The following is a 24,378-nucleotide window of genomic DNA, read 5'->3' as shown; positions in this document are numbered from 1 at the left end:
TAGCCTCTTTTTTATAAATTTGCTTAAATTTTGTAACCTTATTTGTATAAAAAAAGCCCATAGCAAGGTATGGGCTTAAAAAACAGAGATATGACGGTTGATTATGCGTTGCTGATTAACTTCAAACCAAAGTATGGACCATAAACACCATAATCTACTGCGCGAACGGGACCAAATAAATTAGGGAGTATTTGCTCTTCCAATACATGAAAATAATTGACCACTTGGTAACCTACTTGAATATTAGCAAGACCTATAGGAGTAGCATGGGCATAATTTACACCAAGTTTTGCTTCCAAGCTTGGAACAATAGCATTTTTGCGTAACGATACTTGCTCAACAATAGCGTGAAGTGGGGTGAAGACAAAACCGGCGTGATAACGATTTGTCCCATAGAGAATGGAGCCACCTCCATTTGCAGTAACGCTTAATGAGTCTGTAATGTAATATGCATAATTAATTCCAGCTACCGGTCCAATCCCTTTATAGTCAGTATTGTCAAATTTGCTAAATGGGTTACTAGCAAGTGAAGGAACAATACTTGTTATATAATAATTATCCCCGGTTGATTGTATGTTTGCATATTGTAAACCAGCGTAGAAACGTATCTTTTTTCTTATACTGAAATCAGTATGTTGTCCCATCACTACGTTAACTTGATCGATTCTATTTCGGTTAATGAATTCAAATGGAGCAGGTATCAGTGGAACATTTGCTGCAGGGATAGTTAAAGATCCAAAAAGCTCAGTTGGTCCTGCAGATGTACTGAAGTGCATCCAGTTGATAGTAATATCATTTCTCGTATTAAAATGGTAGGAACCTTCTAAAAAATACCCCCAGTTCCAGTCATTTTTTAATTCTTTATTTAAAGGCGCTGTACCAAATTGAAATGCTTTCTCAGCACCATAAACCGATCTTAAATAGAGTGCTTGCGCACCGAAGTCCCAGAGATTTGTCGCACATGGAACGGTAACATTACCTGGGGTACAAACTGGCCCCATACTTCCGGCAGTAGCTATACTTGCTGCCAATCCCAATACAGCTATAGTTGCTTTCTTAAACATGAATACTCCATTAGAAAAAAAAAGCCCATCATGAATGACGGGCTTTCATAAGATCTTAATCAATTAAGAAATTAAACATTTCCTACATACTTCAGACCGAAGTAAGGACCAGCAGCAGCGAAGTCAGTTGAAGTTACTGGTAATACAGTTGTGTTCAACGCATGGATGTAGTCGAACCACATGTATCCAGCATCCAGAGTTAAATCACCTTGCGCCATTGCGTAAGTATAGCTAGCACCTAACTTAGCTTCTAATTCTGGAACGATTGATGTTCTAGTTCCACTCACATCAACTGTGAATACAGTAGGAAGAACAGGAACAGAATCATCTGGATCAACGAAACCAACATTGTAACCATGCTTTTGCGAACCAACTAATACTGCAGCAGCTGCTTTAGCATAAATTCCAAAACCATTGCCAAATACGTAGTTCATGTCAATACCAGTACGTGGACCAAAGCCGTTGTACTGAGTGCTGCCATTGAATCCTACAGTAAAGTCAGGAATACCAGCATCGAAGTCTGTTGCAAACGCATGAACACTTCTCTTGATGCTAGCAAATTGGAAACCGCCGTGGAAACGGATTTTCTTGTTCGCACTGAAGTCAACAAATTGACCGAACTCACCGTTCACTGCATCCCATCTGTTCTTATGACCAAAACCAATTAATGTATCTGGATCAAATGAAGGAACGAATGTATGATTGTTCCAACCTGTATCCAAGTGATACCAAGTCAGAGTAATGTCGTTTCCAGTATTGAAATGGTAAGAACCTTCAATCTGGAATCCCCAGTTCCATTGTGCATCCAGTTCAGTGTTAATCGCAACACCTGTTGGAGTAGAAGCGATATCCAATGAAATATCGTTATCGGTCATTGTTTGTAAAATTAATGCTTGTCCGCCGATATTCCATCCAGTAGCTGGGCAAGGAACAGTGACGTTACCTGGGGTGCAAACTGGACCCATGGTACCAGCGAATACTGCACTGCTACCTAAAGCAAGAACAGCTAACGCTGTTTTTTTCAAATTTAACATGCTTATCTCCACTTTTTTATTATTATTTCCGTTCGTTACCAATTTTAAATTGAGCAACGGTACGCATATTCGCTCTATACCGAGAGCGTACCTTGCTCAATTATCTTACCTGACCCTTATAAAGTCAACAGTATTGATTAAATTTTTAAAATGATAGCGAATTAAATGTTTCCTATATACTTCAGACCAAAGTAAGGACCAGCAGCAGCGAAATCAGTTGCAGTTACTGGTAATACAGTTGTGTTCAACGCATGGATGTAGTCGAACCACATGTATCCAGCATCCAGAATTAAGTCACCTTGCGCTATTGGATAAGCATAGCTAGCACCTAACTTAGCTTCTAACTCTGGAACGACTGATGTTCTGGTTCCACTCACATCAACAGTGAATATGGTAGGAAGAACAGGAACAGAACCATCTGGGTCAACGAAGTCAACATTGTAATTATGCTTTTGCGAACCAACTAATACTGCAGCAGCTGCTTTAGCATAAATTCCAAAACCATTGCCAAATACGTAGTTCATGTCAATACCAGTACGTGGACCAAAGCCGTTATACTGAGTGTCGCCTCGGAATCCTACAGTAAAGTCAGGAATACCAGCATCGAAGTCTGTTGCAAACGCATGAACACTTCTCTTGATGCTAGCAAATTGGAAACCGCCGTGGAAACGGATTTTCTTGTTCGCGCTGAAGTCAACAAATTGACCGAACTCACCGTTCACTGCATCCCATCTGTTTTTGTGACCAAAACCAATTAATGTGTCTGGATCAAACGCAGGAACGAATGTATGATTATTCCAACCTGTATCCAAGTGATACCAATTCACATTGATGTCGTTTCCGGTATTGAAATGGTAGGAACCTTCAATCTGGAATCCCCAGTTCCATTGCGCATCCAGTTCAGTGTTAATTGCAACACCTGTTGGAGTACTCGCGATATTCAATGAAATATCGTTATCGGTCATTGTTTGTAAAATTAATGCTTGTCCGCCGATATTCCATCCAGTAGCTGGGCAAGGAACAGTAACGTTACCTGGAGTGCAAACTGGACCCATGGTGCCAGCAAATACTGCACTGCTACCTAAAGCTAAAATTGCTAAAGTGGTTTTTTTTAAACTTAACATGCTTATGTCTCCACATAAATTATTATTAGTTCCTCTTTAATTGATAACTCTCTACTAGGAGTTGTCATTAGCATGCCTTCGTCGCTTCAGGGTCGATGCATGCAACAGTGTGAGTATTAGCAGTGGAATAGAATAAGTCAAGAAATTTTGCAAAAAAAAATTAATATTTTTCAAATAGATATGCCTTTTTTGTACGATGAATATTTTTTTTGAGCAGGATGGCGATTCTTTTGATTTAAGCGTGCGAAAAAACGTTTTGTGGGCACTGCTCTTTGGATGTGTAAGAATAGGGTCTGCCTTACATTTCGCTAGCTTGAGTCAAAATGGCCTGATTTTTCGAGTACCGAAGCGCAGCATACATAAGGTATGTGCGCATAGCAGCGCAGAAAATCAGGACAGTTTGGCCAAGATAGTAGAAATGTAAACAGCCCCTAATATGCTCTGAGAAGTAACATTAAATATCTATTAAAACTTACAACTTCTTTTAAGCTTTAATGAATCGTAGAACGCTTCCATTACTTTAATTACGCTCTATCTTTTTATTAATGTAATCACTACTCTTCGATTTGCAGCCCGACCTACATCAGTATCGTTTCTAGCAACAGGATAGAGTTCACCGACCCAGGTTACAGAAAGTTTTTCTTCAGGTACACCGAGACTTAGTAAATATTTTTGAACAATTCGCGCTCTTTCTTCAGATATCGCATTGTTATAGCCTTTGCGGCCATTAGCATCAGCATAACCAACAACCCGTATTTCTTGTATTTGAACATCTGCATCTACATATCGAGCAATACGACGTAATTGTTCTTTATCTTTATCAGTTAATTCTCTGCTATCTTCTTTATAATGAAATATACTTTCTCTAACTTGTTCATAACCAAATGGTAATAAACTTCCAAGGCATTCTTGATAGCGAGAATAAGGCTTTTGAAAACCAACCGGTGACAATGAAACCATTGTATTAAATCCCGTTTCCCCACGATAAATGAAACTTGGTTCATAGCCTTGAGATAGAAAAGTAAGTAATTTTAAAGCACCATCCCGTCTTAGATAAATCCCATACTCCCCTGGCTTGACCATGAGTTGGCCTACTAGAATAGGAGGCTTTTCAGCTTTCCAGTTGGGAGTTTTTACAATAATTTTTGCAGGTAAAAATTGTTGTACCTCATCCCATGTACGTAGAATAAAATGCGGTGGTTTTGCTGCATACTGTTCGAAATATGCAATACCATAATTAGGAATGGTAAGTGATAGCCCACAACGAATTAGGTTACGGCTTACACGCCACCCTTTTGCACCCAATGGATTTGCAAAATGAACTTGGGTCATTGTGTATCCTGTGTCCATTGTAAGTACTGCACTCAACGCAATACATGCTATAAATTGTCCTTTCTGATCCACAAATGCCATCTTTTATTCATTCCTGCGGCTTATTTCATGTTATTCTTAGCTATCGGCAAAAATGCAGGAATCTTTATTATGCAAACGCTAATGATTAATCGCCCCGATGATTGGCATGTCCATCTTAGGGATAATGAGATGTTACAACATACGGTGGCAGACAGCGCACAACATTTTGCTCGTGCATTAGTGATGCCGAATCTTAAACCAGCGCTAACAACATTAGCATCCATTAATGAGTACAGAAATAGGATTCTAACTGCATTACCCAAAGGCAATACTTTTGAACCCTATATGACTTTTTACTTAAATGATTCTGTAAGCGCCGAAGAATTACATCAAGCAGCAAATACCTCTTATATTCTTGGAGCAAAACTTTATCCAGCCGGCGCAACAACTAACTCTGAAGCTGGCGCAAAATCGCTAAAAGATCTTTATCCCCTTTTTGAAGTATTACAAAATAACAACCTAGTACTCCAAATTCATGGAGAAGTGACACATAGCGATATTTTTGAACGCGAATCCTTATTTATTGATGAGTATTTAAAACCAATCGTCACAAACTTTCCCAAGCTAAGAATAGTTCTTGAACATATATCAACGCAATCTGCAGTCGAATATGTTGCAGAAGCCCCCGCAACAGTTGCGGCAACAATTACCCCCCATCATTTATTGTATAATCGCAATAAATTACTCGTTGGCGGGCTTAGACCTCATTATTATTGTCTACCTATTTTAAAGCATGAGAAAGATCAAAAAGCGTTACAACATGCTGCTTGCAGCGGTAATCCAAAGTTTTTTGCCGGAACAGATAGCGCACCTCATATCGTAAGTACAAAAGAAAGTGCCTGTGGCTGTGCCGGAATTTATTCCGCACCATTCGCGCTTGCTTTATATACACAAGTATTTGATGAATTGAATCAATTAAAACAACTCAACCATTTTCTCAGTCATTTTGGTGCGGAGTTCTATCAGCTACCCATCAATCAGCAACGCATTGAATTAATTAAATCCCCACAAACGATACCTAACTTCCTGCCGTTAGGCGCTAATCACGTTGTTCCAATCGCTGCGGGTGAAATCATTCAATGGAGCGTTCATGAGTCTGCACGATAATTTATTTTATATGAATTTAAGAGAACGATTTCGTGGTTTTTTACCTGTCGTAGTTGATGTAGAAACTGCGGGCGTAGATCCTTATAAAAATGCATTACTAGAAATGTGCATTGTATTAATTTTTATGGATAAACAAGGTAATCTTTATCGCGGAGAAAGTCATTTCGAACATATTTTGCCCTTTCCTGGAGCTGAGCTGGATCAAAAGTCTCTGGAGTTCAATCAAATTGATCCTTACCAGCCACTGCGTTTTGCTTTAGATGAAAAAAATGCTTTGGAAAATTTGTTTCGTCCCATTTTTGCTGCACTTAAAAAAACTCAATGTCAGCGTGCTGTTTTGGTCGGCCATAATGCATGGTTTGATTTATTGTTTATCAAAGAAGCAATAAAACGAACTGGAATCAAATCCCCATTTCATGCGTTTACCTGCTTTGATACAGCAACATTAGGTGGATTTTTATATGGGCAAACTGTATTAGCCAAAGCAGCGCAAGCAGCAGGAATTCCTTTTAACGCTCAGGAAGCACATTCCGCCATTTATGACGCAGAAAAAACCGCCGATTTATTTTGTCATATGGCCAACATGTGGAAAACTATGCAGGAAAATACTTAGTTTTAGATATCGCCGAGAGGCAACATGGGTCACCGGTAGCCTCGGTGCAGCGGCAGCGGAACCCGGGTTTCGCTGCCGCTGCACCCGGGCTACCGGTGACCTGTTGCTAAATTTTACAATGCGTCAGAATGTTCTGATAGGTAAGCAGCAACACCTTCTGTAGATGCCTTCATTCCCGCTTTACCTTTTTCCCAACCAGCAGGACAAACCTCGCCATTTTCTTCAAAGTGCTGAACTGCATCAATAATTCTTAAAATTTCGTCCATGTTACGGCCTATAGGCAAGTCATTAACAATTTGTGAACGAACTACACCATTGGTATCAATAATGAATGCGCCACGGAATGCAACACCTGCAGCTGGATGCTCGACTCCATAGGATTGACAAATACTATGAGTCAGATCGGCCGCCATAGTATAGCGAACAGGACCAATACCACCCTTATTAATTGGAGTACATCTGTAGGCATTGTGAGTAAAGTGTGAATCAATAGAAACAGTAACCACTTCAACGTTACGACTTTTGAATTCATCAATGCGATGATCTAAAGCGATCAACTCAGAGGGACATACAAAAGTAAAATCTAGAGGATAAAAAAATACGAGACCATATTTACCTTTTATGTGCTCGTGTAAATTAAACTTATCCATAATTTCACCATTTGGCATAACCGCTGCAACGGTAAAATCAGGAGCTTTTCGTCCCACTAATACACTCATTCTATGATCTCCATCATTATAGTTATTATTATGATATTAACTCATTATATTATGCGGCAATCGCATCACGCAGCATCGTTTCTAACTCACCTTGCTGGAATAATTCAGCAATGATATCAGAACCCCCGATTAACTCTCCTTTCACATAGAGCTGCGGAAAAGTAGGCCAATCAGAATACTGGGGTAATGTTTGGCGAATATCAGGATTAGCAAGAACATCTACATAGGCAAAATCTACGCCACAAGATTCTATGCATTGCACTGCACGTGCAGAAAACCCACATTGCGGCATCTTCGGCGTGCCTTTCATATAAAGCAGAATGGCATTTTCTGCTATTTGCTTTTTAATCTTTTCTAAAGTATCCACTCACACACCTTAAAATAATAAATTAATTATCACTCATTATCGCGAAAACCTGTAAAGCCCGCAACCAATAAATTTTAGCATAATAGATTAGCAGATCTGAGTCTAAAAGCCAACTTATGCCCCATTTGATCTAATAATAGGCAAAATTACAGCTAAAAGATTATTCTCTTAAGTACAAACATGGATTTTTATTGCAGTGATCCTGTGGTTTCCCTCAGCAAAATTGCTTTTTTAGTATGAGTATTATGGATTCTTCATTGAATATCATGTCCTTCCTGCTAAACTTACCCCACAAAATAAAATAATAGGAGATTAGGATGACATTTACACTGCCTGAGTTACCATACGCTAAAAATGCATTAGAACCCCACATTTCTAGTGAAACACTAGAGTATCATTATGGCAAGCATCATCAGACCTACGTTAACAATTTAAATAAATTAATTCCTGGAACCGAATTTGAATCCATGGACCTGGAAGAGATTATTAAAAAATCCAAAGGCGGAATGTTTAATAATGCCGCACAAGTTTGGAATCATACCTTTTACTGGCACTGCCTCAGTCCTAATGGTGGCGGCGAGCCCAAAGGCAAATTAGCTGACGCAATTAACAAACATTTTGGATCATTTAGCGAATTTAAAGAACAATTTACCCAAACTGCAATATCTACTTTTGGTTCAGGTTGGGCTTGGCTTGTTCAGGATAAGACAGGTGCTTTAAAAATAATCAGCACCAGCAATGCGGGTACTCCAATGACTGAAGACTTAAATGCACTATTGACTTGTGATGTATGGGAGCACGCTTATTATATTGATTATCGTAATGCACGCCCTGACTATATCTCTGCATTTTGGAAATTGGTAAATTGGGATTTTGCAGCCAGCAATATGAAATAAAATAATTCTTTTTACTGAGGATTTCTCCGCTCATATAGCGTAGCAAAGAAAGTTATGGCTATAATGTGGCCACCCCCTATCTCTCCATTAGAAGGAGAGGTATTTTTTGAGTGGAGCTCCTTCAGTTTTAAGGAAAACATTATGGCTTTAATTACAAGTTACAATCCTATGCCAATAACTTTTACACATGGAGAAGGAATTTGGTTGTATGACGAGCAAGGCAAGGCCTATCTTGATGGTTTAAGTGGGATAGCAGTGTGTGGATTAGGACACGCTCATCCGGATGTGACAAAAACCATACAACAACAAGCTGCCAAGCTAATCCATACATCAAACACCTTTCACATCAAACAACAAGAATTACTTGCTGAAAAACTGACAACCATGGCGGGTATGGAGCAGGCTTTTTTTGCTAATTCAGGCGCTGAGGCCAATGAAGCAGCAATTAAGTTGACCCGTCTTTTTGGTCATAAAAAAGGAATTGAAACGCCTTCAATTATTGTTATGGAAAGAGCCTTTCATGGTCGTACCATGGCAACCTTAACCGCATCGGGAAGTCGAAAAGTACAAGCAGGATATGAACCCTTGGTGCCAGGCTTCATCCGCGCTCCATTTAATGATTTGGACGCAATTCATACTATTGCAGCGAATAGAGAAGATGTTGTTGCGATTATGCTTGAACCAATTCAGGGAGAGGGTGGAATTCACGCAGCAGAAGAAAGTTATCTGCGTTCCCTGACCAAACTTTGTGAGCAACATGACTGGATGCTTATTCTGGATGAAATCCAAACAGGAAACGGTCGTACAGGAAAACTTTTTACCTATATGCACTATGACATTCAGCCTGATGTGGTTACTACAGCTAAAGGTTTGGGCAATGGTGTTCCTATAGGTGCTTGCCTGATGAGTAAAAGGGCAACCGATTTATTTAAACCTGGGAATCATGGATCAACTTTTGGCGGCAATCCCTTGGCTTGTGCTACAGCTCTAACTGTATTGGAAGTTATAGAACGTGACAAAATTTGTGAAAAAGTCACAAAGAATAGTGGCCTTTTAATGGAGAAATTAATCAAAAATCTCGGGGAGCATCCTGGTGTAAAAGGGATTCGAGGAAAGGGCTACATGATTGGTATTGAATTGGACCGGCCCGCTAATGATGCTCGCTTACTGGGACTTTCTAACGGTATACTCTTTAACGTTACTGCAGATACTGTGGTAAGGCTGTTACCACCCCTGATCATTAATGAAGAAGAAATTGATGAATTAGTTAGCCGGTTAACACTTACAATTAAGCAATTTATTCAGGGTTAATCTTTTCATAGTCCTAAACGTAGCCTGGGTGCAGCGCAGCGAAACCCGGGTTATACCTCCTCCAACTTCATGATTGCAAAAAAATCGACGATAGTATCATTAATTTTTCTTAATGCCTGATTTTTTAACTTTAAATTCAAACAAGTATCTTCGTCCTTATTTCCTGCTTGCAGTTTTTGACAGATAAGATCAAACATATGGACATCTATTTTTTTTAATTCCGGGAGCCTTTGATTAATGCGCTCTAGGAAAAAGTTTTTTATATTTTTTCTTGACTCAAATAACCTTCTCTCAAGCCTATCCATTAGATCCCGTAGTTCATTCTCTTGACCACTACAGGTAATGCGCATAAAACCATCATGTTTTGACAAGCCAAAATAAGATAAAGGGGAAACCATCAGGTTGTCTTTAAACAACAAATAATATGCGAGATCTTCATCCGTCTCCACAATACCCGTTTTCTGCAAAACTCGCGCGGCCTCTTTAGGAAGAGGCAAACCGAACATATCACTAAAATCAGCAAGAACATAAAAAGTAGCTTCTACACGATATAAGGGGTCTGGCATTGCAGCACCCATATTTTTTAAGCGTGCAACCACATAATCCACTTTTTTCTTATAGAAGGCCGCTATATTATTTTTTTCTTCAGTCCCAAAATTCGCCATGGTTTGTGCATAGGCAGCTTGCGCTGAGCGCGGTGCATGAATGAAATAGCTTATATTTTTATTGAGCATTTCATTCATTAAACTTGATTCGAACACTAAAAGTACAGCCATTCGCTCACCCGCTGCAGACAAAGCCTTGGTTGCTGAGCGTAAGACAATCACTCGCTGTTTTAGATCAGGAGCAATTTTTAAAAAAGAAGGCGTATCTGAAAAACTCATCTCGGTATAAGCTTCATCAAAAATGATGTACAAATCAGGATACTGACGCAAAACCTCAGCAATTTTTATTAACTCGTCTTCATCAATAATGTTGCCCAGGGGATTTGATGGATTGCAAATTAATATGGCTTTAGGCCAACCATGATCCATCTCAGCTAAAGCATAAGCCTCTTCAATACTCTCTTTCGTTGCTTGCGCCGTGAGTTTATATCCGGGTTTGTCCATCACATGAATTGGATGCAAACAATGTAATGAGTTGTTGGAATACACACTGTAATAAGGAAAAGGAGTAATAATTCGATATCCTGGAACCTCTTCAAAATGCGTATTAAAAGTTTCAAATAATACGCGCAAAGCCCCAATACCACCCACAGTAAACAATATGTTTTCCGGTTTAATTTCTGTCTCATACCAACGCGACATAATATCAGCCATTAATGCTCGCGGCGCATAGTCACCTCGAGGATCTCCATAATCAATGGCAATATCCTCTTCAACCTGGTGCGGATCAACTTTCCATTTTTTAGTTAAATCATCTAACTTTTGCCAATATGAAAGATAAGAGGCAATGGTATTTGAATTAATAGGATAGGTTGGCTTTCCAAGACCTGCAAATATCAATTTTTTTGTATCGGTTAAACCCTGAGCTTGAATTTCATCCCTTAGAGTATTTGCCCATAATGCTAACAGCATCACTTTTTCAATTTTTTTAGCACAATGTCCGTCAGGAGTTAACATGGTATTACCAAATACTCAATTTCACACATTATAACAGAATACAAATAAAACATGATATCGATTATAAGTGCAACTAATTCAATAAAAATCCTGCATCCATCTAGGGTCTGTAAACAGAGCCTATGCTATGCTTAAAAATAAAAGGGTATTTCTTTAGTTTTTGTGCCTGTGAACACGATTGACCCAGTCTTAAAATACAGGATAATTCATGTTTTTTAGATTTGGGCGTTCAACATACTCTAAATTAAGAATTTTAATTTATTATGGAAAAAAATGGGAAAAAATGAAACTTCCAACAGTGCGAACTTGATAGCCGATTTAGAAAAAACAATTAATACGTTACAAAATAAAATGAATCAGCTGGAAGCACAATACGCCCAATTAAAAAATCTGCTTGATGTCTTGCCTGGAGATGTCTACTGGAAAGATCTAAAGGGTGTTTGGTCCGGTGTGAATCAACGATGTGTTCAAAGTCTTCATCATATGAAATTTATTCATAAATGCGATGAGAGTGAAGTTCTTGGTAAAACAGATTACGAACTATTCGGTAAGCAAACCGCTGATGTTTATCGCGCGAATGACCTTGAAGTGATTGAAAAGAATGTTGAATTATCACGCGAAGAAATCACTCTTTTACCATCAGGTGAAGAAGTAGTTTTGCTTTCGACTAAAAGACCTTTTCTGGACAAATCAGGAAAAATTATTGGCATTCTTGGCAATACGATTAACATTACTTATCTAAAAAAAGTTGAATCCGAACTCAAAGAAGCGAAAGAGAAAGCAGAAGCAGCGAACATTGCCAAAGATGAATTCATCCGTAATATGAGCCATGATATTCGTACCCCTTTAAGCGGGATTATCGGTATGTCCAGCATTCTTGAACGAAAAGTTCAAAATAATCAAGAAAAAGAATACGCTCATATGATCAATATAAGCGGGGAACAACTCTTGGCACTGCTTAACGGAGTGCTCGATATTATCGCCGCTGGAAGCCAACAAGAAAACATAGTCAATGAAACAGCCTGCAATGTCCATGATTTGATTCGTAGTATTGCCGATCTGGAGCTTCCAACCATCACTTTGAAAAAATTGGATTTATTAATGAGTATTGATTGCACTACTCCTGAATGGATAACTACGGATACAGTAAAACTTCATCGAATTTTATTAAACCTTTTAGGTAATGCAGTTAAATTTACTGAAAAAGGGTTTATTGAAATTGGAGTTAGGCCCAAATCACACCATCATGGAAAAATGTTCCTGGAATTTTTTATCAAAGATACCGGCCCTGGAATTAAGCCTAAGGATAAAGACAAAATCTTCAAACGTTTTTACCGGGCAACCCCATCACATCAAGGAATTTATTCAGGTCATGGTGTGGGATTACATATTGTGAAGCGTTATACCCAGCTTTTAAAAGGCAAAATACGCGTCGACTCCACAGTACATGCAGGAACCACATTTACGCTAACCATTCCCGTCCAATGTGTAGAAAAACCTGTAGCGCACCAAGAGTCAACATCTCTTCCTTCTGAAACCCTGATTTTAGAAAAACCACATGACTCACCTCTTGTGCTGCTTATTGAAGATAATGCAATCGCCTTAAAGATGATAGAAAATCTTTTACAACAGCTTGGCATCCGATTTTTATCCGCACCAACAGGGACTAGAGCAATGGAATTGTTTCAATCACATACCTTCGATTGGATCTTAAGTGATATTGGCCTACCTGATACCACTGGGATACACTTAGCCAAACAATTTCGTCAGTATGAACAAAGCCAGAATCTCACACCGACCCCTATCATTTGTTTAACAGCTCATGCGGTAGCTGATGTTGAAAATGAATGTGTACAGGCAGGGATAAATCAAGTGATTACCAAACCTCTGCGCAGCAGTATGCTGCAGGCATTGCTGGCTCGATACAGTACTTCCAAAGTACAAATCCACGATGTACCTGCCGCAGAAGTTGAGCCTATTCTCCCGTTTAATGAATATCCATTATTTGATAGTACTCATGGAATCAATAATATGGGATCGGAAAAAACACTCAAAAAAATGCTGCATCTCTTTATCGAAGAAAATACTAAGGATTTAATAAAAACAGCTCAGGCTTGGGAAAAACAAGATCTGATTGAAATTCATAAGCTAACACATAAAATGAAAAGCAGCTCGCTTTATTGCGGCACTCTTCGTTTGCGCTATGCATGCGAAGCCTTAGAAAAACATTTTCAAAACAATCCAGAACTATATCCTACAGCCCTTTATCAACAGTTACTCCAAATACATCAGGAAACTGTAGTAGCACTCCAGCATTGGATTCAACAATAATTAAGCTCTTAGATATTCACAAAAAATTTAGAAGGTGACAGCAAAAACAAGGTTCGACTCCTCTTTAAATAAAATATCTCGCTAAAGGCAAATTAATGTTGCCTTAATATTAATCGATATATACTTAAATAAATCAAGTTGATTAAGAGATTTCATGCCAGGCTATTCTCTACTCGGTAGTGTTGTTTTTAGATACTTATTTAAAGAAACTACAGGTGCAATTGAGCATAATGTTTCTGATTTAGGTATAACTTTGGAAAACCGTGACAATGTAGTTATTGTGCGTGATTCAATACCTGTCGGATCACTGAATGCACTCTTTAAGTATCTTGCGACAAGAAAAGATTTAGCCCAAAAGCATATTCTGCTTGGAGTCGAAGGCCAGGGTGTTACTGAACAACATATTGTCACGATGCATCTTCCGCCAAACGGCGCAAATCCTATAGTCTATGACTCTAAGCACGGCGATTCCAAACGCTTTTTTTCACTTCCCCCGTCAAAAAATACATTCGGTAACAAAATACGCAGTGCATTACGCGCTCTAAATCCAAACACAGATCAAACGGTTGACTTAAGTCATTTAGGCTGCGAGCAAATCAAGTCGGCAACATATCATTCTTTTGGGACCCAGTCATTTTTTGATGGCATTACTTGTGGTTATCATACGGGAAATCTCATCAAAACGTTGGCCGACCTTCTTGAACAAGGCATGAATCAGTCCCCTGAACAACTTGTAGAGGCATCAAGAAACCCAATAACTACTTCGGCACAACTAGTAAAAGAAACATTTCCCGAGCGAGTAGATATGTCCATTTTGGCTTTTTTAAAAAAAGCCTGGCAAGATACCTTCTTGCCTCTGAAAAAAAATGAGGAAAAAAGTCAGTATCATTTTGGACATTACTTTATGGGTTGGCCTTCAAAACCAAACGGCTCTAAATTAGCTTATTTCCTAACCCTGAAATTTCTCACCACCCCATTAACCAATTTGTTGTCGCTAGTCACTGAGTTTCCGCTTAATTTGCTTAGCCAAACATTTTCTTTTTTAAAAAATAAAATACTCTCTTGGGCTCCAACGCATGGAGTCACTCAAGGCATACGCAGTTTTTCGCTATTATTAACAATGGGATTGCAACATTTATTTAAAGGTGCCTCCTATCTTATTCGTACAATTACCTCTCCCTTGGTCAGCTACAAGGCAGCCCAAAAAGCTCATCCTGTTTTAGGATATCTCAGTGCTTTAGCCTCTGTACTCTTTATTGGTGCAATAATAGCGACTCTTGCTGTATTTGCTCCACCCATCGTGGCAGCAATTATACCTTCCATGGGGCCTGGTGCACTTTCTTTGCTCGGCACCTTGGCTTATCCCTTTGTGCAGTTATTCTCTTTAGCAAGTGTGACAATTCCGGCGGCCACAGGGGCAGTGCTGACATTGGCTACAGGGGCATCATTTTTAGGAGCGCTCCACTTACTGGGCAGAAAAACCATTTATCCTGAGGAGAGTCAGTCACAAAAGGATGATAAAAACAGCTATGAAAGTAATGTGATCATTCTGGATGACGATGAAGAAGTGGAGGAGATATTGCATAAAAAGGAAGAATATGGAAAAGATCCCCATATCAAAGGATCAAGCGACATGTTAAACAACCATTTTGGTAAAATGCCCAAAAAAATTACCAGCGATGACTTCAATCCTGAAGTTAATCAAGATACCATGTCTAACGAATTTTAAAAAATATCTCTTATGAATATGTTTGATACTCTAATCTTCGAAGTAGACAATACCCTACGCACCTTATTTCCTCCTGCACAGCGGGCGAGCACTCGTTCTTCCCCTGCAGAATCACTTGCGGATACGGAGCTGTCTACAGAAGAAAAAAGACATGTGGCCGGGCTCATGCGTGTCAATCATGCAGGAGAAGTCTGTGCCCAAGCACTTTACCAAGGCCAGGCTTTAACAGCACAACTAACCCATATTAAAAAGCAAATGAGCGATGCTGCGGCAGAAGAAACCGATCATTTAGCCTGGTGTGAAGAGCGATTGGCTGAACTGGGTTCAAAGCCCAGCATATTAAATCCTTTATGGTATGGCGGGTCGCTTATATTAGGAGCAGTTGCTGGTTTCGCTGGGGACAAAGTCAGCTTGGGGTTTGTTGCAGAAACTGAACGACAAGTCGCTCACCATTTGCACCGTCATTTAAAAAAATTGCCGGCAAAAGATAAAAAATCACATGCAATTCTTATTAAAATGAAAGAAGATGAAGAGCAACATGCAACTACAGCGTTGAACGCTGGAGCGATAGAACTTCCTTACATTGTGAAACAATTAATGCATGTTGTATCTAAATTAATGACTAAAAGCAGTTATTATGTATAGTAGTCTAAGGAAACAGAGTAGAATCTGAAGTGAGGTTGAATTCCTGAGTTCACAACGCTCCAGATTACAGAAATTAGTATATTTTTGAATCCTGGTGGAAAGTCAGATTTTAGCTCAGGTTGAACGAAAAATACGCTGAGAAAGCGCAGCATACTTCAGTATGTGCGCATTTATCAGCGTATTTTTCGCTCAAGACGGGCAAAATATGGCGTTCCGCTCATAGAGCATGAACGCTTAAAAAAATTATGGCACAAGGAGCTATTCGGTATGGACTCAGCCATTTTATTCACACTTTTTGTTATCTTGGTTGCCTATATCTTTGACTTTATCAACGGCTTCCATGATGCAGCGAACTCTATAGCCACTATTGTTACTACCCAGGTTTTAACCCCAAAGCAGGCAGTAGTGTGGGCCGCTTTTTTCAATTTCATCTCATTTTTAGTATTCAATCTCACTGTTGCACACACTATTGGTAGCGGCCTGATTGATTCAGATATTGTCGATGCGCATTTTATTTTAGCCGCATTGATCGGCGCTATATTTTGGAATCTCGCAACCTGGTATTACGGGCTTCCATCCAGTTCATCACATGCATTGATTGGTGGGTTAGCAGGTGCTGCAATCGCCAAAGGCGGCTTTTCATCGCTTAAAATTTCAGGTTTTGCCAAAGTGATTGGAGGAATTTTTATTTCGCCAGCGCTTGGACTGCTCATTGCGTTGCTTATTATTTATTTTTTTTATAAATTTTTACATAATGGAAAAAAAACTAAGCTCAAACTCTTTAAAATCTTCCAATTGTGTTCGTCCGCATTACTTAGCTTAACTCATGGCAGTAATGATGGACAAAAAACAATGGGTATCGTTTCTATAATATTATTTTCAGCTGCATGGATTGAAGGTCCTTTTTATGTTCCATTTTGGGTGGTTATTTCATGCCAAGCAGCGATTAGTCTTGGAACCTTGGCAGGAGGATGGCGTATCGTCCATACTATGGGAACAAAAATAACAAAACTCGACCCAATGAAGGGCTCAGCTGCAGAAACTGGCGCCGCCGTTTCGCTTTTTATAGCAACTCAATGTGGTATTCCTATCTCAACCACCCATACTGTTACGGGAGCAATTGCTGGAGTTGGCTTAATTAATGGAATCGCAGGGCCGCATTGGCGGGTGATCAAAAAAATTTTCTTTTCCTGGCTTATTACAATTCCTGCAGCAGCAATAATTTCAGCTGCATTAGTATTAAGTCATATCTAAGCAAACAAACAGTAAAAACCTAACGAGCGCGCTCAAGCTAGACTATTTTTTTGCCAAAGCACTATTTCTATAGCTAAAGACAAAATAAATCACCATACCAATGGCCATCCAAATAATAAAACGAATGAGCGTAATCATAGGCAAGTGAACCATTAAATAAAAACAGCTTATCATCCCTAAAATAGGTACATAAGGCATTGCAGGAGTTCTGAAAGGTCGATGCATCTGTGGGTGTTTATAGTGTAAATAGATTACACCTGCACAAACAATAAAAAATGCAAATAAAGTGCCTACATTCACTAACTCAGCCAAAACATGTATTGGAGCAACAGCAGCAAGTGATGCCATTAAAATACCGCACAATAAAATAACCCGTATGGGTGTATGAGTGTACTGATTTGTTTTGGAAAAAACCTTCGGTAATAGACCATCACGTGTCATTGCTAGCATAACGCGAGTTAAACCATAAAATAATACCAGCATTACAGTAGTCAATCCGGCTACAGCGCCAACACTGATAAAGCTGGCTACTGTTTTATAACCTAGAACCAGTAACGCATGACTGATGGGAGAGGCAACATTAAGGGTGCTGTAATGTGCTATACCGGTCAATAACCCAGCAACGATAATATATATTACTGTACAGACAAATAATGAGCCTATTATTCCTATGGGTAAATCACGCTGTGGGTTGATCGCCTCTTCAGCCGCTGTGGATACAGCATCAAATCCAATGTAAGCAAAAAAGATTAATGAAGCTCCTTTAATTACACCTTCCCAGCCAAAAGGTAAAAATGGTGACCAATTATTCGGGTCAATTTCCCTGGTAGCAACAACAATAAAAAGAAAAACGACCAAAAGCTTGATCATAACCATAATGTTATTTACTCGAGAACTTGACTTAACGCCCCAAATTAATAATGCCATTAAAATGGCAATAATCACACAAGCCAACAGATTAAAAATACCGCCATCCTGTGGACCATGCACAAACATTGTGGGTATATTTATTTTTATAGCCTTGAGAAAATCATTGGCATAACTGCTCCAGCCAACAGATACTGCGGAAACAGAAATAGCATATTCCAACAATAAATCCCAACCAACAATCCATGCCATTAACTCTCCGAAACCAGCATAAGCATAACCATAAGCACTCCCGCATCCCCCAATAGATGCAGCTAATTCGGCATAAGATAACGCAGCAAAGATACAAGCCAGTCCAGCTAATACGTAGGAAAAAATTACTGCAGGCCCAGCATCTATTGCAGCAACGACACCTGTCAAAATAAAAACACCTGCACCGATAATGGCTCCAATACCTAAAAAGATCAGATCAAAAGCGGTAAGACATCTAACGAGATGAGATTCGCCCTCAAATGAAGTATTAATCTCTTTTTTACGAAACAAGTCCATGTTATGCTCTCAATTTTTGAAACTTCTTCGTTCTATTTACAAGCAAGAATGCTGCCAATCAACAATAGGAAGAATAGATCACAAGTTATATTTATAGTCTAGATCCCGCATAGGTTTAAAATAAATGATAAAAATAACCTTACGACTGATCATTATTGGTCTATTAATGCTGATTTCTTTGAATACTTACAGCAACCAATTTTCTGCAATTTCTTCTACATTATCCAACAACGAAAAAAACGTAAACTCTTCTGCAATCCCAGCAACAGAAAACGATGATATGAAAAAAGAGGAATCCACCACTTTTAATACCGAAGAACCAAAAGGATGTAAATATTGGCTCCCTTTTTTCAAACCTTTCTGTCGTCATCTGCATCAAACGTGGACTGAAGGTAATACCGAACTTTATCTCTCCGGTTATGCATGGCATAACCGTTTTACTTATTCTGCAGAACGACTCCGAGAAAAAAAATACAATGAACTCGCTTGGGGAGGTGGACTTGGTAAAGGTTTTTTTGATGAAAAAGGAAATTGGCACGGCCTTTATGCGTTTGCATTCCTCGACTCCCATCGCAACCTTGAACCAACTGCTGGATATGCCTATTTGAAAGTCGCAAATTTGACTAAAAATTTTAAGGCAGGGCTAGGATTTTCTGTATTGATTACATCACGCCCTGATATCCTGCACAACGTTCCTTTTCCAGGAGCTGTCCCTTGGGCAGGTGTATTCTATAAAAAGCTTTCCCTAAAAGCGGCGTACGTTCCTGGCTCATCAACGAATGGAAATGTGCTTTATCTCGTAGGAACATATGCTTTTGATAAATAGAACTCGTATTCTGTGTTGTTCTAAGAAAATTTGAAATAATTACTCCTTCTTGTCCCCGTTAAATGCGGCGTAAGATTAAGGCCCGCTACTCAATTGTGTGCTAACCCAGGCGATAATCAGTACAACTGCTTTTTTTAAGAGAATGTGCTATGTTTTAGAGAACCTTCTTCAGGATATTTTTAAAATGAAATCGTTTATTGAACAAGCACAGTTTTATGCTGAATATCATCAAAATATCAAGACACGTTATACCCATATGGCAGGAGTTCCTCTCATAATTTTATCGGTAATGATCTTATTAGGTTTTATAAAAATAATTATGCCAGGTGTTTTTGCAACAAATCTTGCCTTTTTTGCTACTTTAATTGCCTTAATTTATTACTTCCGCTTAAATTGGCAGCTCGCTTTGGTATTGACACCAATTATGCTCATCCTGTTATTGATCGCCAATTGGTTTAGCCAAGATGGGCCGACAACATTAGGCGTTTGGGCATTTGTCATCTTTTTTATCATAGGCTGGGGATTACAATTTTACGGTCATTATCTGGAAGGTAAAAAACCAGCGTTCATGGACAACTTGAGCCAAGCACTCATTGCTCCTTTATTTCTTGTTGCAGAGCTATTTTTTATGGCCGGTTTCATGCACTCATTAAAAGAGCAAATTTATGGGGTAGATAAAAATACTCTTTAGAGTCACTTGCTCCATATAGTGTAGCCTGGGTGCAGCGCATCCAAGTAATGCCGAAACAATCCCTGGTATTTCCTAATCATCAGAATAGATCGTTTTGCTTTCCAAATGAATTTTGCGAAAAAACTGATGAATCAGGGGCGAAAGTACAATCACCATTATTGCAATAAATGCCAAACCACTAAATAACGCATAACATCCGGCAAAAATCTTCCCGGAGGGCGTGACCAGATTGGATGCGGGTCCCATGCCTGAAAGAATCATGGAGGCATTCATAAATGAATCAACCCAGGACATTTTCTCTAAATGGTGATATCCCAACATACCTACATACCTATAAAAAGCGCCAACGCGGTTATTAAAAATCCAAAACACGCGTTACGCACCATATGCTGGTATACATTTGCAGGATGCAATATATTTTTTTTCTTTTTTCCTTGTTTTTTCATTCGTACATCCTGTTACAGTTCCTGTTTCAAGCACTGGCAAATTGTGGCATCATTATTTTAAAACAGCGATGAATTTTTTGATTTCGTTTAAAGTCCTGATCTATTGTTTGAGCGCTAATATCCTGCACTGAATATTTCTCTATAAGTTGGGGATCCAATTTAAATTGACGAAAATTAGTAGAAAAATATAACACTCCGTTTGGGTTGAGCAACCGCATAGCAGAGTTCACCAAAGAAGCATGATCACGTTGAATATCCAAAGTATCCGCCATGCGCTTTGAGTTGGAAAAGCTAGGTGGATCCAAAAAAATAACATCAAAACGATCGCGAGCAATTCGCATCCATTCACGGCAATCAAACTGCACAAATTGGTGCTTTGATAAATCAAGATGATTTAACTTAAAGTTTTCTTCGGCCCAATGCAAATAAGTATTGGAGAGATCGACATTGGTTGTTAATGCTCCGGCTAAAGCCGCATGAACGCTGGCACTGGCTGTATAACAAAAGCAATTGAGAAATCGTGTTCCTGGCTTTAATTTGGCAAAGCTTAGGCGCATTAATCGATGATCCAAAAATAAACCCGTATCCAAATAATCATATAAATTAACTTTAAATTTAGCCTGCCCCTCGGTAACAACCATGGTTTTTCGGCTTTGTCCCAATTTTTGATATTGCTCACTGCCTTTTTGTTGCTTGCGTTGCTTTACTACCAATTGATTCGCTTCCAACCCTAACGCTCTGGGAACAACTTGCATGACTTCCAAGCTGCGTTTCTCTGCCTTATGGGTAGGAATGTTTGCTGGAGCAGCATATTCTTGGAGCACAGCGCAATCATTATATATATCTATGGCATATGCATATTCAGGCAAATCTGCATCATATATTCGATAACACGAAATATGATTTTTCCTCGCCCATTTTTGTAAATGACGATAATTTTTTTCCAGTCGATTAAAGAGCATCTGCGCACCTTCAGATAGGGTATGGCTCATGATGCCTTTAAGCTCATTCGTTACATGAATATCCAAACAATACAGTTTGCATTCCAACGCACCGTTATATATGGTGTATTGTTTGCTGGCACGAAGTCCTAAGGCTTTGGCCAACACGGGATTGGAGGTCAAAATTGCGGCCTGCCAACCTTGATAATGTGCATGCAAAATCTTACCCAATTGCTGATAAAGCGGAACCAAATGCGTCACCTCACTTAGGCGTTCCCCATAAGGAGGATTACATATAACTAATCCTTTTGTTACCGGGGCCTTAATCTCATTTAGTGCTTGAGTTTTAAAATCAACCAGTGGCGCCACGCCAGCGCGTTCAGCATTTGTGCGTGCAGTAGCAATTATTTTGTTATCTGCGTCGGTACCTAATAAGGTCAAGGGCAGCGTTTTAACTTGCTGCAGTGCATCTACCCGTAATTTTTCCCATAATGAAGATTGATGTTGTGCCCAATATTGTAACGATTGATCCTGGCGCAATAAACCAGGAGCAATATGCGCTGCCATCATAGCGGCTTCAATAACTAGAGTACCCGCTCCACAAAAGGGATCATGCAAAGCATAGCCTTTAGCAGCTAATTCTGGCCATTTTGCACGCATAAGTAGTGCAGCAGCAACATTTTCCTTTAAAGGGGCCACACCCGCTTTATGACGATACCCCCTTTGGTGCAAACTGTATCCAGTGAGATCAAAGCTCACAGTTACCACATCATTTTTCAAATAGGCATGAATAAGAATTTGTGGTTTTTCTTTATCTACTGAAGGGCGCGAATGATTTAATCGACGAAAATGATCGACTATTCCATCTTTAACTACCTGTGCGCCAAACATCGTATTGCGAATGTGCTCAGAAAATCCATGAAATTCAATGGCAATCGTTTTATCGTGGGAAAATACAGTCTGCCAATGAAATTCTGTACACAGTTGATGCAGTGCCTGCTCATTACCCGCATAGCCGCTAAAAAGAATTAATTGCACACGATTGGCTATTCGTGACCAAAGACATAATTTATAAAGAGTCAGTAAATCGGCTTCTCCGTAAACTCCTTGCGGATTAACACGTGTAACCAATAAGCCTATGGCTTTTGATTCTTCTTCCAATAAATATTCAAGTCCGCGCGGACAGCTTATAAATAGAGAATATTTCATTCTATGGATGACCTCAAATAGCGAAAAAGGGCTTTAGCAGCGCCTGTGTTTTTTTCTTTCTGTTGATCATCAACCGCTTTTTTAATTAATTGCCTTAAATGCTGGACATCTTCAGGCTGATACGCCTCAATAAATGCAGTTAATGCTTCTTTACCTTCGTTAAGCAAGCGATCACGCCAATGCTCAACCTCATGAAACGACGCCGTTATCGCTTTATCTTCGTCAAGCAAACGCTCATAAGCTGCCAAAATTTCTTCATGATCAGCGGCACGCATTAACTTGCCAATTAATTGAGCTTGTCTTCTTTTAGCACCATGACTTTTAATGGACTTTGCATCGATAATTGCTTTATACAGATTTTCAGGAAGCGGAAGTAACTCAAGCTTAGACAAACTCAAGTCAATCAATTTTACGCCCATTTTTTGTAAAAAATCGGCATCTCGTTTTTTTTGTGATTTACTGACTGGTTCATCCATAGTAGGTACTTTAACCTTAAAATTAGCTCATCATACTATATACTTTACACGCTCACAAAATGAGCGTGTAAAGTATAGATTATTATTCAGTTGCTATGAAGGAGGCAGGTGTTGGCGTTTGAGCATAATGTTTTTTGGGTCTGGATCGTAAATACGAACGACCCACCGCAAAAAAATTATAGGTCAGGATGAATAATAAAAGTAAGTGCAACCAGGTAATGGTTAACTGCATAAAAATAGGAATCGTAATAAAAACACCGAAACAACCTGCAAGACTTAGAATCATGGTTTTCTTTAAAGGGATTTTATTATGTTTCAAGAATACAAAAGTAGTTAATGGTTGCTGCATGGCTCCTGCAGTAGTCATAATTGGGAACGCCACTACAGGCGAAACATTCATTAAAAACAGTACACCTTGTACCATAACAAATAAACCTATTCCCACCGAAGTTAAGGCACCGCAAACCACCATCGCTAAAAAGCCAACGATTAATTTCCATGAATGCAGTTCGGTTAATTCACCACCAACAGGTAACAGACGAAATTGATGTGAAATTAAAAGCAAAATAATTAAAGCAAAACAGCAAACCATAGCTAACCGAATTGCCTGCTTACTCATATGACTTACAACAAAGCCACCGAGTAAACCACCAACACAAGTACCCATAACCAAAGTCAGGAGCGTCGTTAAATCAACATCAACCAACCCCATAAAAAACAAAGATTCAATTGTTCCTGGGATCACTTGTGCTCCATTATTTACAGCAGGCATTTCGTCATCACGAAACGTACCCATCAATTTTGCCAAAGCCACATTCACAGCGAAACTTCCAACACCCAAGGTGTCTGCAATAAAAGCAATCACTCCACTTATACCTAATTTCAAGTATTGGATTAAAGATAGAGGCTCGGCGGGCTGACGAATGAGCTTGAAAACCATCACGGCTACACAAAGCAGGCTTAATACCAAAATGCTTAGAGTAATAAAAAAGATGACCATTCGGCTACCAACCTAAATAAAAGAGTAAACTCAAATTAAAAAACGTGGTAATTATATACTAATTCTGTTGACCGGCAAACAACATGTAGGCCAAAAAAAATGCTTTATGAATTACACGCGGACATAAATGGAACACATTCGGCC

At 39.2% G+C, this 24,378-nt stretch carries 23 protein-coding genes; 10 read left to right on the top strand and 13 right to left on the bottom strand.

Going from position 1 to position 24,378, the window contains the following annotated elements:
* Positions 1–101: 101 nt before the first annotated feature.
* The 4 genes from Lani_RS11585 to Lani_RS11565 all read right to left on the bottom strand — a co-directional run bounded on the left by Lani_RS11585 (position 102) and on the right by Lani_RS11565 (position 4,635).
* Entirely contained in the window at positions 102–1,064 is a 963-nt protein-coding gene (locus tag Lani_RS11585) for an Lpg1974 family pore-forming outer membrane protein (protein WP_019232729.1), read from the bottom strand.
* 71 nt (positions 1,065–1,135) lie between these two features.
* The gene (locus Lani_RS11580; RefSeq protein ID WP_019232728.1) at positions 1,136–2,098 is read right to left on the bottom strand and encodes an Lpg1974 family pore-forming outer membrane protein; all 963 of its coding nucleotides are present in this window, start codon (positions 2,096–2,098) and stop codon (positions 1,136–1,138) included.
* Between the two features lie 161 nt (positions 2,099–2,259).
* Positions 2,260–3,222, bottom strand: coding sequence for an Lpg1974 family pore-forming outer membrane protein (locus Lani_RS11575; RefSeq protein ID WP_058388550.1), 963 nt, complete (start codon positions 3,220–3,222; stop codon positions 2,260–2,262).
* A gap of 531 nt (positions 3,223–3,753) precedes the next feature.
* Positions 3,754–4,635 (bottom strand): flagellar protein MotY, encoded by an 882-nt coding sequence (locus tag Lani_RS11565; protein WP_019232725.1) that lies wholly within the window; start codon positions 4,633–4,635, stop codon positions 3,754–3,756.
* Between the two features lie 69 nt (positions 4,636–4,704).
* Between Lani_RS11565 and pyrC the strand changes: the two genes are divergently transcribed.
* Together pyrC and rnt are read left to right on the top strand one after the other, a co-directional pair.
* Complete coding sequence (gene pyrC, locus Lani_RS11560) at positions 4,705–5,742, top strand: dihydroorotase (RefSeq protein ID WP_019232724.1); 1,038 nt, start codon at positions 4,705–4,707, stop codon at positions 5,740–5,742.
* The gene (gene rnt / locus Lani_RS11555) at positions 5,726–6,355 is read left to right on the top strand and encodes a ribonuclease T (RefSeq protein ID WP_019232723.1); all 630 of its coding nucleotides are present in this window, start codon (positions 5,726–5,728) and stop codon (positions 6,353–6,355) included. Before pyrC ends, rnt begins: the two co-directional genes overlap by 17 nt.
* Positions 6,356–6,468: 113 nt before the next feature.
* On the opposite strand, the gene Lani_RS11550 is transcribed toward rnt, so the two are convergent.
* Positions 6,469–7,074 carry a peroxiredoxin gene (locus Lani_RS11550; RefSeq protein ID WP_019232722.1) on the bottom strand — a complete coding sequence of 202 codons (606 nt, stop codon included), beginning with the start codon at positions 7,072–7,074 and terminating at the stop codon, positions 6,469–6,471.
* A gap of 49 nt (positions 7,075–7,123) precedes the next feature.
* Positions 7,124–7,441, bottom strand: coding sequence for a Grx4 family monothiol glutaredoxin (gene grxD, locus Lani_RS11545; RefSeq protein WP_019232721.1), 318 nt, complete (start codon positions 7,439–7,441; stop codon positions 7,124–7,126).
* A gap of 317 nt (positions 7,442–7,758) precedes the next feature.
* Here grxD and sodB point away from each other — a divergent pair, with 317 nt between their 5' ends.
* Both sodB and Lani_RS11535 read left to right on the top strand, forming a co-directional pair.
* A complete protein-coding gene (sodB, locus tag Lani_RS11540) occupies positions 7,759–8,337 on the top strand; it encodes a superoxide dismutase [Fe] (RefSeq protein ID WP_019232720.1) in 579 nt (192 codons plus the stop codon).
* A 141-nt stretch (positions 8,338–8,478) separates the two neighbouring features.
* Positions 8,479–9,648, top strand: coding sequence for an aspartate aminotransferase family protein (locus tag Lani_RS11535; protein ID WP_040522162.1), 1,170 nt, complete (start codon positions 8,479–8,481; stop codon positions 9,646–9,648).
* 50 nt (positions 9,649–9,698) lie between these two features.
* Here Lani_RS11535 and Lani_RS11530 read toward each other — a convergent pair whose 3' ends face one another.
* A complete protein-coding gene (locus Lani_RS11530) occupies positions 9,699–11,270 on the bottom strand; it encodes a pyridoxal phosphate-dependent aminotransferase (RefSeq protein WP_019232718.1) in 1,572 nt (523 codons plus the stop codon).
* A gap of 273 nt (positions 11,271–11,543) precedes the next feature.
* On the opposite strand from Lani_RS11530, the gene Lani_RS11525 reads away from it, so the two are divergent.
* The 4 genes from Lani_RS11525 to Lani_RS11510 all read left to right on the top strand — a co-directional run bounded on the left by Lani_RS11525 (position 11,544) and on the right by Lani_RS11510 (position 17,229).
* Positions 11,544–13,601, top strand: coding sequence for an ATP-binding protein (locus Lani_RS11525; protein WP_019232717.1), 2,058 nt, complete (start codon positions 11,544–11,546; stop codon positions 13,599–13,601).
* Between the two features lie 154 nt (positions 13,602–13,755).
* Positions 13,756–15,330 carry a hypothetical protein gene (locus Lani_RS11520; protein WP_019232716.1) on the top strand — a complete coding sequence of 525 codons (1,575 nt, stop codon included), beginning with the start codon at positions 13,756–13,758 and terminating at the stop codon, positions 15,328–15,330.
* Between the two features lie 12 nt (positions 15,331–15,342).
* Entirely contained in the window at positions 15,343–15,975 is a 633-nt protein-coding gene (gene coq7 / locus Lani_RS11515; protein WP_040522114.1) for a 2-polyprenyl-3-methyl-6-methoxy-1,4-benzoquinone monooxygenase, read from the top strand.
* Positions 15,976–16,242: 267 nt separating this feature from the next.
* Entirely contained in the window at positions 16,243–17,229 is a 987-nt protein-coding gene (locus Lani_RS11510; protein WP_019232714.1) for an inorganic phosphate transporter, read from the top strand.
* A 42-nt stretch (positions 17,230–17,271) separates the two neighbouring features.
* Here Lani_RS11510 and Lani_RS11505 read toward each other — a convergent pair whose 3' ends face one another.
* The gene (locus Lani_RS11505) at positions 17,272–18,645 is read right to left on the bottom strand and encodes an amino acid permease (protein ID WP_019232713.1); all 1,374 of its coding nucleotides are present in this window, start codon (positions 18,643–18,645) and stop codon (positions 17,272–17,274) included.
* A 124-nt stretch (positions 18,646–18,769) separates the two neighbouring features.
* Here Lani_RS11505 and pagP point away from each other — a divergent pair, with 124 nt between their 5' ends.
* Both pagP and Lani_RS11495 read left to right on the top strand, forming a co-directional pair.
* On the top strand, positions 18,770–19,471 hold the full coding sequence (pagP, locus tag Lani_RS11500; RefSeq protein ID WP_019232712.1) for a lipid IV(A) palmitoyltransferase PagP: 702 nt from the start codon (positions 18,770–18,772) through the stop codon (positions 19,469–19,471).
* 184 nt (positions 19,472–19,655) lie between these two features.
* Positions 19,656–20,162: an Mpo1 family 2-hydroxy fatty acid dioxygenase gene (locus tag Lani_RS11495; protein ID WP_019232711.1), complete on the top strand. Its 507-nt coding sequence runs from the start codon at positions 19,656–19,658 to the stop codon at positions 20,160–20,162.
* Between the two features lie 72 nt (positions 20,163–20,234).
* On the opposite strand, the gene Lani_RS11490 is transcribed toward Lani_RS11495, so the two are convergent.
* The 5 genes from Lani_RS11490 to Lani_RS11475 all read right to left on the bottom strand — a co-directional run bounded on the left by Lani_RS11490 (position 20,235) and on the right by Lani_RS11475 (position 24,234).
* Positions 20,235–20,483, bottom strand: coding sequence for a hypothetical protein (locus Lani_RS11490; RefSeq protein ID WP_019232710.1), 249 nt, complete (start codon positions 20,481–20,483; stop codon positions 20,235–20,237).
* Between the two features lie 2 nt (positions 20,484–20,485).
* Complete coding sequence (locus Lani_RS21035; RefSeq protein WP_019232709.1) at positions 20,486–20,608, bottom strand: hypothetical protein; 123 nt, start codon at positions 20,606–20,608, stop codon at positions 20,486–20,488.
* Positions 20,609–20,634: 26 nt separating this feature from the next.
* A complete protein-coding gene (gene rlmKL, locus Lani_RS11485; protein ID WP_058388549.1) occupies positions 20,635–22,758 on the bottom strand; it encodes a bifunctional 23S rRNA (guanine(2069)-N(7))-methyltransferase RlmK/23S rRNA (guanine(2445)-N(2))-methyltransferase RlmL in 2,124 nt (707 codons plus the stop codon).
* Positions 22,755–23,234: a ribosome biogenesis factor YjgA gene (gene yjgA, locus Lani_RS11480; RefSeq protein WP_019232707.1), complete on the bottom strand. Its 480-nt coding sequence runs from the start codon at positions 23,232–23,234 to the stop codon at positions 22,755–22,757. The genes rlmKL and yjgA overlap by 4 nt, the downstream gene beginning before the upstream one ends.
* An 82-nt stretch (positions 23,235–23,316) precedes the next feature.
* Complete coding sequence (locus Lani_RS11475; protein ID WP_019232706.1) at positions 23,317–24,234, bottom strand: TSUP family transporter; 918 nt, start codon at positions 24,232–24,234, stop codon at positions 23,317–23,319.
* Positions 24,235–24,378: the final 144 nt, after the last annotated feature.

Source organism: Legionella anisa, from assembly GCF_001467525.1.
Taxonomy (GTDB): Bacteria; Pseudomonadota; Gammaproteobacteria; order Legionellales; family Legionellaceae; genus Legionella; species Legionella anisa.
Note: the sequence above shows the minus strand (reverse complement) of the source record. Positions and strands in the feature narration are given on the sequence as shown.

What these genes read in the sequence shown, in the direction of transcription:
- Lani_RS11585 (WP_019232729.1), bottom strand. Translation starts at nt 1,064, where the DNA reads ATGTTTAAGAAAGCAACTATAGCTGTATTGGGATTGGCAGCAAGTATA.
- Lani_RS11580 (WP_019232728.1), bottom strand. Translation starts at nt 2,098, where the DNA reads ATGTTAAATTTGAAAAAAACAGCGTTAGCTGTTCTTGCTTTAGGTAGC.
- Lani_RS11575 (WP_058388550.1), bottom strand. Translation starts at nt 3,222, where the DNA reads ATGTTAAGTTTAAAAAAAACCACTTTAGCAATTTTAGCTTTAGGTAGC.
- Lani_RS11565 (WP_019232725.1), bottom strand. Translation starts at nt 4,635, where the DNA reads ATGGCATTTGTGGATCAGAAAGGACAATTTATAGCATGTATTGCGTTG.
- pyrC (WP_019232724.1), top strand. Translation starts at nt 4,705, where the DNA reads ATGCAAACGCTAATGATTAATCGCCCCGATGATTGGCATGTCCATCTT.
- rnt (WP_019232723.1), top strand. Translation starts at nt 5,726, where the DNA reads ATGAGTCTGCACGATAATTTATTTTATATGAATTTAAGAGAACGATTT.
- Lani_RS11550 (WP_019232722.1), bottom strand. Translation starts at nt 7,074, where the DNA reads ATGAGTGTATTAGTGGGACGAAAAGCTCCTGATTTTACCGTTGCAGCG.
- sodB (WP_019232720.1), top strand. Translation starts at nt 7,759, where the DNA reads ATGACATTTACACTGCCTGAGTTACCATACGCTAAAAATGCATTAGAA.
- Lani_RS11535 (WP_040522162.1), top strand. Translation starts at nt 8,479, where the DNA reads ATGGCTTTAATTACAAGTTACAATCCTATGCCAATAACTTTTACACAT.
- Lani_RS11530 (WP_019232718.1), bottom strand. Translation starts at nt 11,270, where the DNA reads ATGTTAACTCCTGACGGACATTGTGCTAAAAAAATTGAAAAAGTGATG.
- Lani_RS11525 (WP_019232717.1), top strand. Translation starts at nt 11,544, where the DNA reads ATGGGAAAAAATGAAACTTCCAACAGTGCGAACTTGATAGCCGATTTA.
- Lani_RS11520 (WP_019232716.1), top strand. Translation starts at nt 13,756, where the DNA reads ATGCCAGGCTATTCTCTACTCGGTAGTGTTGTTTTTAGATACTTATTT.
- coq7 (WP_040522114.1), top strand. Translation starts at nt 15,343, where the DNA reads ATGAATATGTTTGATACTCTAATCTTCGAAGTAGACAATACCCTACGC.
- Lani_RS11510 (WP_019232714.1), top strand. Translation starts at nt 16,243, where the DNA reads ATGGACTCAGCCATTTTATTCACACTTTTTGTTATCTTGGTTGCCTAT.
- Lani_RS11505 (WP_019232713.1), bottom strand. Translation starts at nt 18,645, where the DNA reads ATGGACTTGTTTCGTAAAAAAGAGATTAATACTTCATTTGAGGGCGAA.
- pagP (WP_019232712.1), top strand. Translation starts at nt 18,770, where the DNA reads ATGATAAAAATAACCTTACGACTGATCATTATTGGTCTATTAATGCTG.
- Lani_RS11495 (WP_019232711.1), top strand. Translation starts at nt 19,656, where the DNA reads ATGAAATCGTTTATTGAACAAGCACAGTTTTATGCTGAATATCATCAA.
- Lani_RS11490 (WP_019232710.1), bottom strand. Translation starts at nt 20,483, where the DNA reads ATGTTGGGATATCACCATTTAGAGAAAATGTCCTGGGTTGATTCATTT.
- Lani_RS21035 (WP_019232709.1), bottom strand. Translation starts at nt 20,608, where the DNA reads ATGAAAAAACAAGGAAAAAAGAAAAAAAATATATTGCATCCTGCAAAT.
- rlmKL (WP_058388549.1), bottom strand. Translation starts at nt 22,758, where the DNA reads ATGAAATATTCTCTATTTATAAGCTGTCCGCGCGGACTTGAATATTTA.
- yjgA (WP_019232707.1), bottom strand. Translation starts at nt 23,234, where the DNA reads ATGGATGAACCAGTCAGTAAATCACAAAAAAAACGAGATGCCGATTTT.
- Lani_RS11475 (WP_019232706.1), bottom strand. Translation starts at nt 24,234, where the DNA reads ATGGTCATCTTTTTTATTACTCTAAGCATTTTGGTATTAAGCCTGCTT.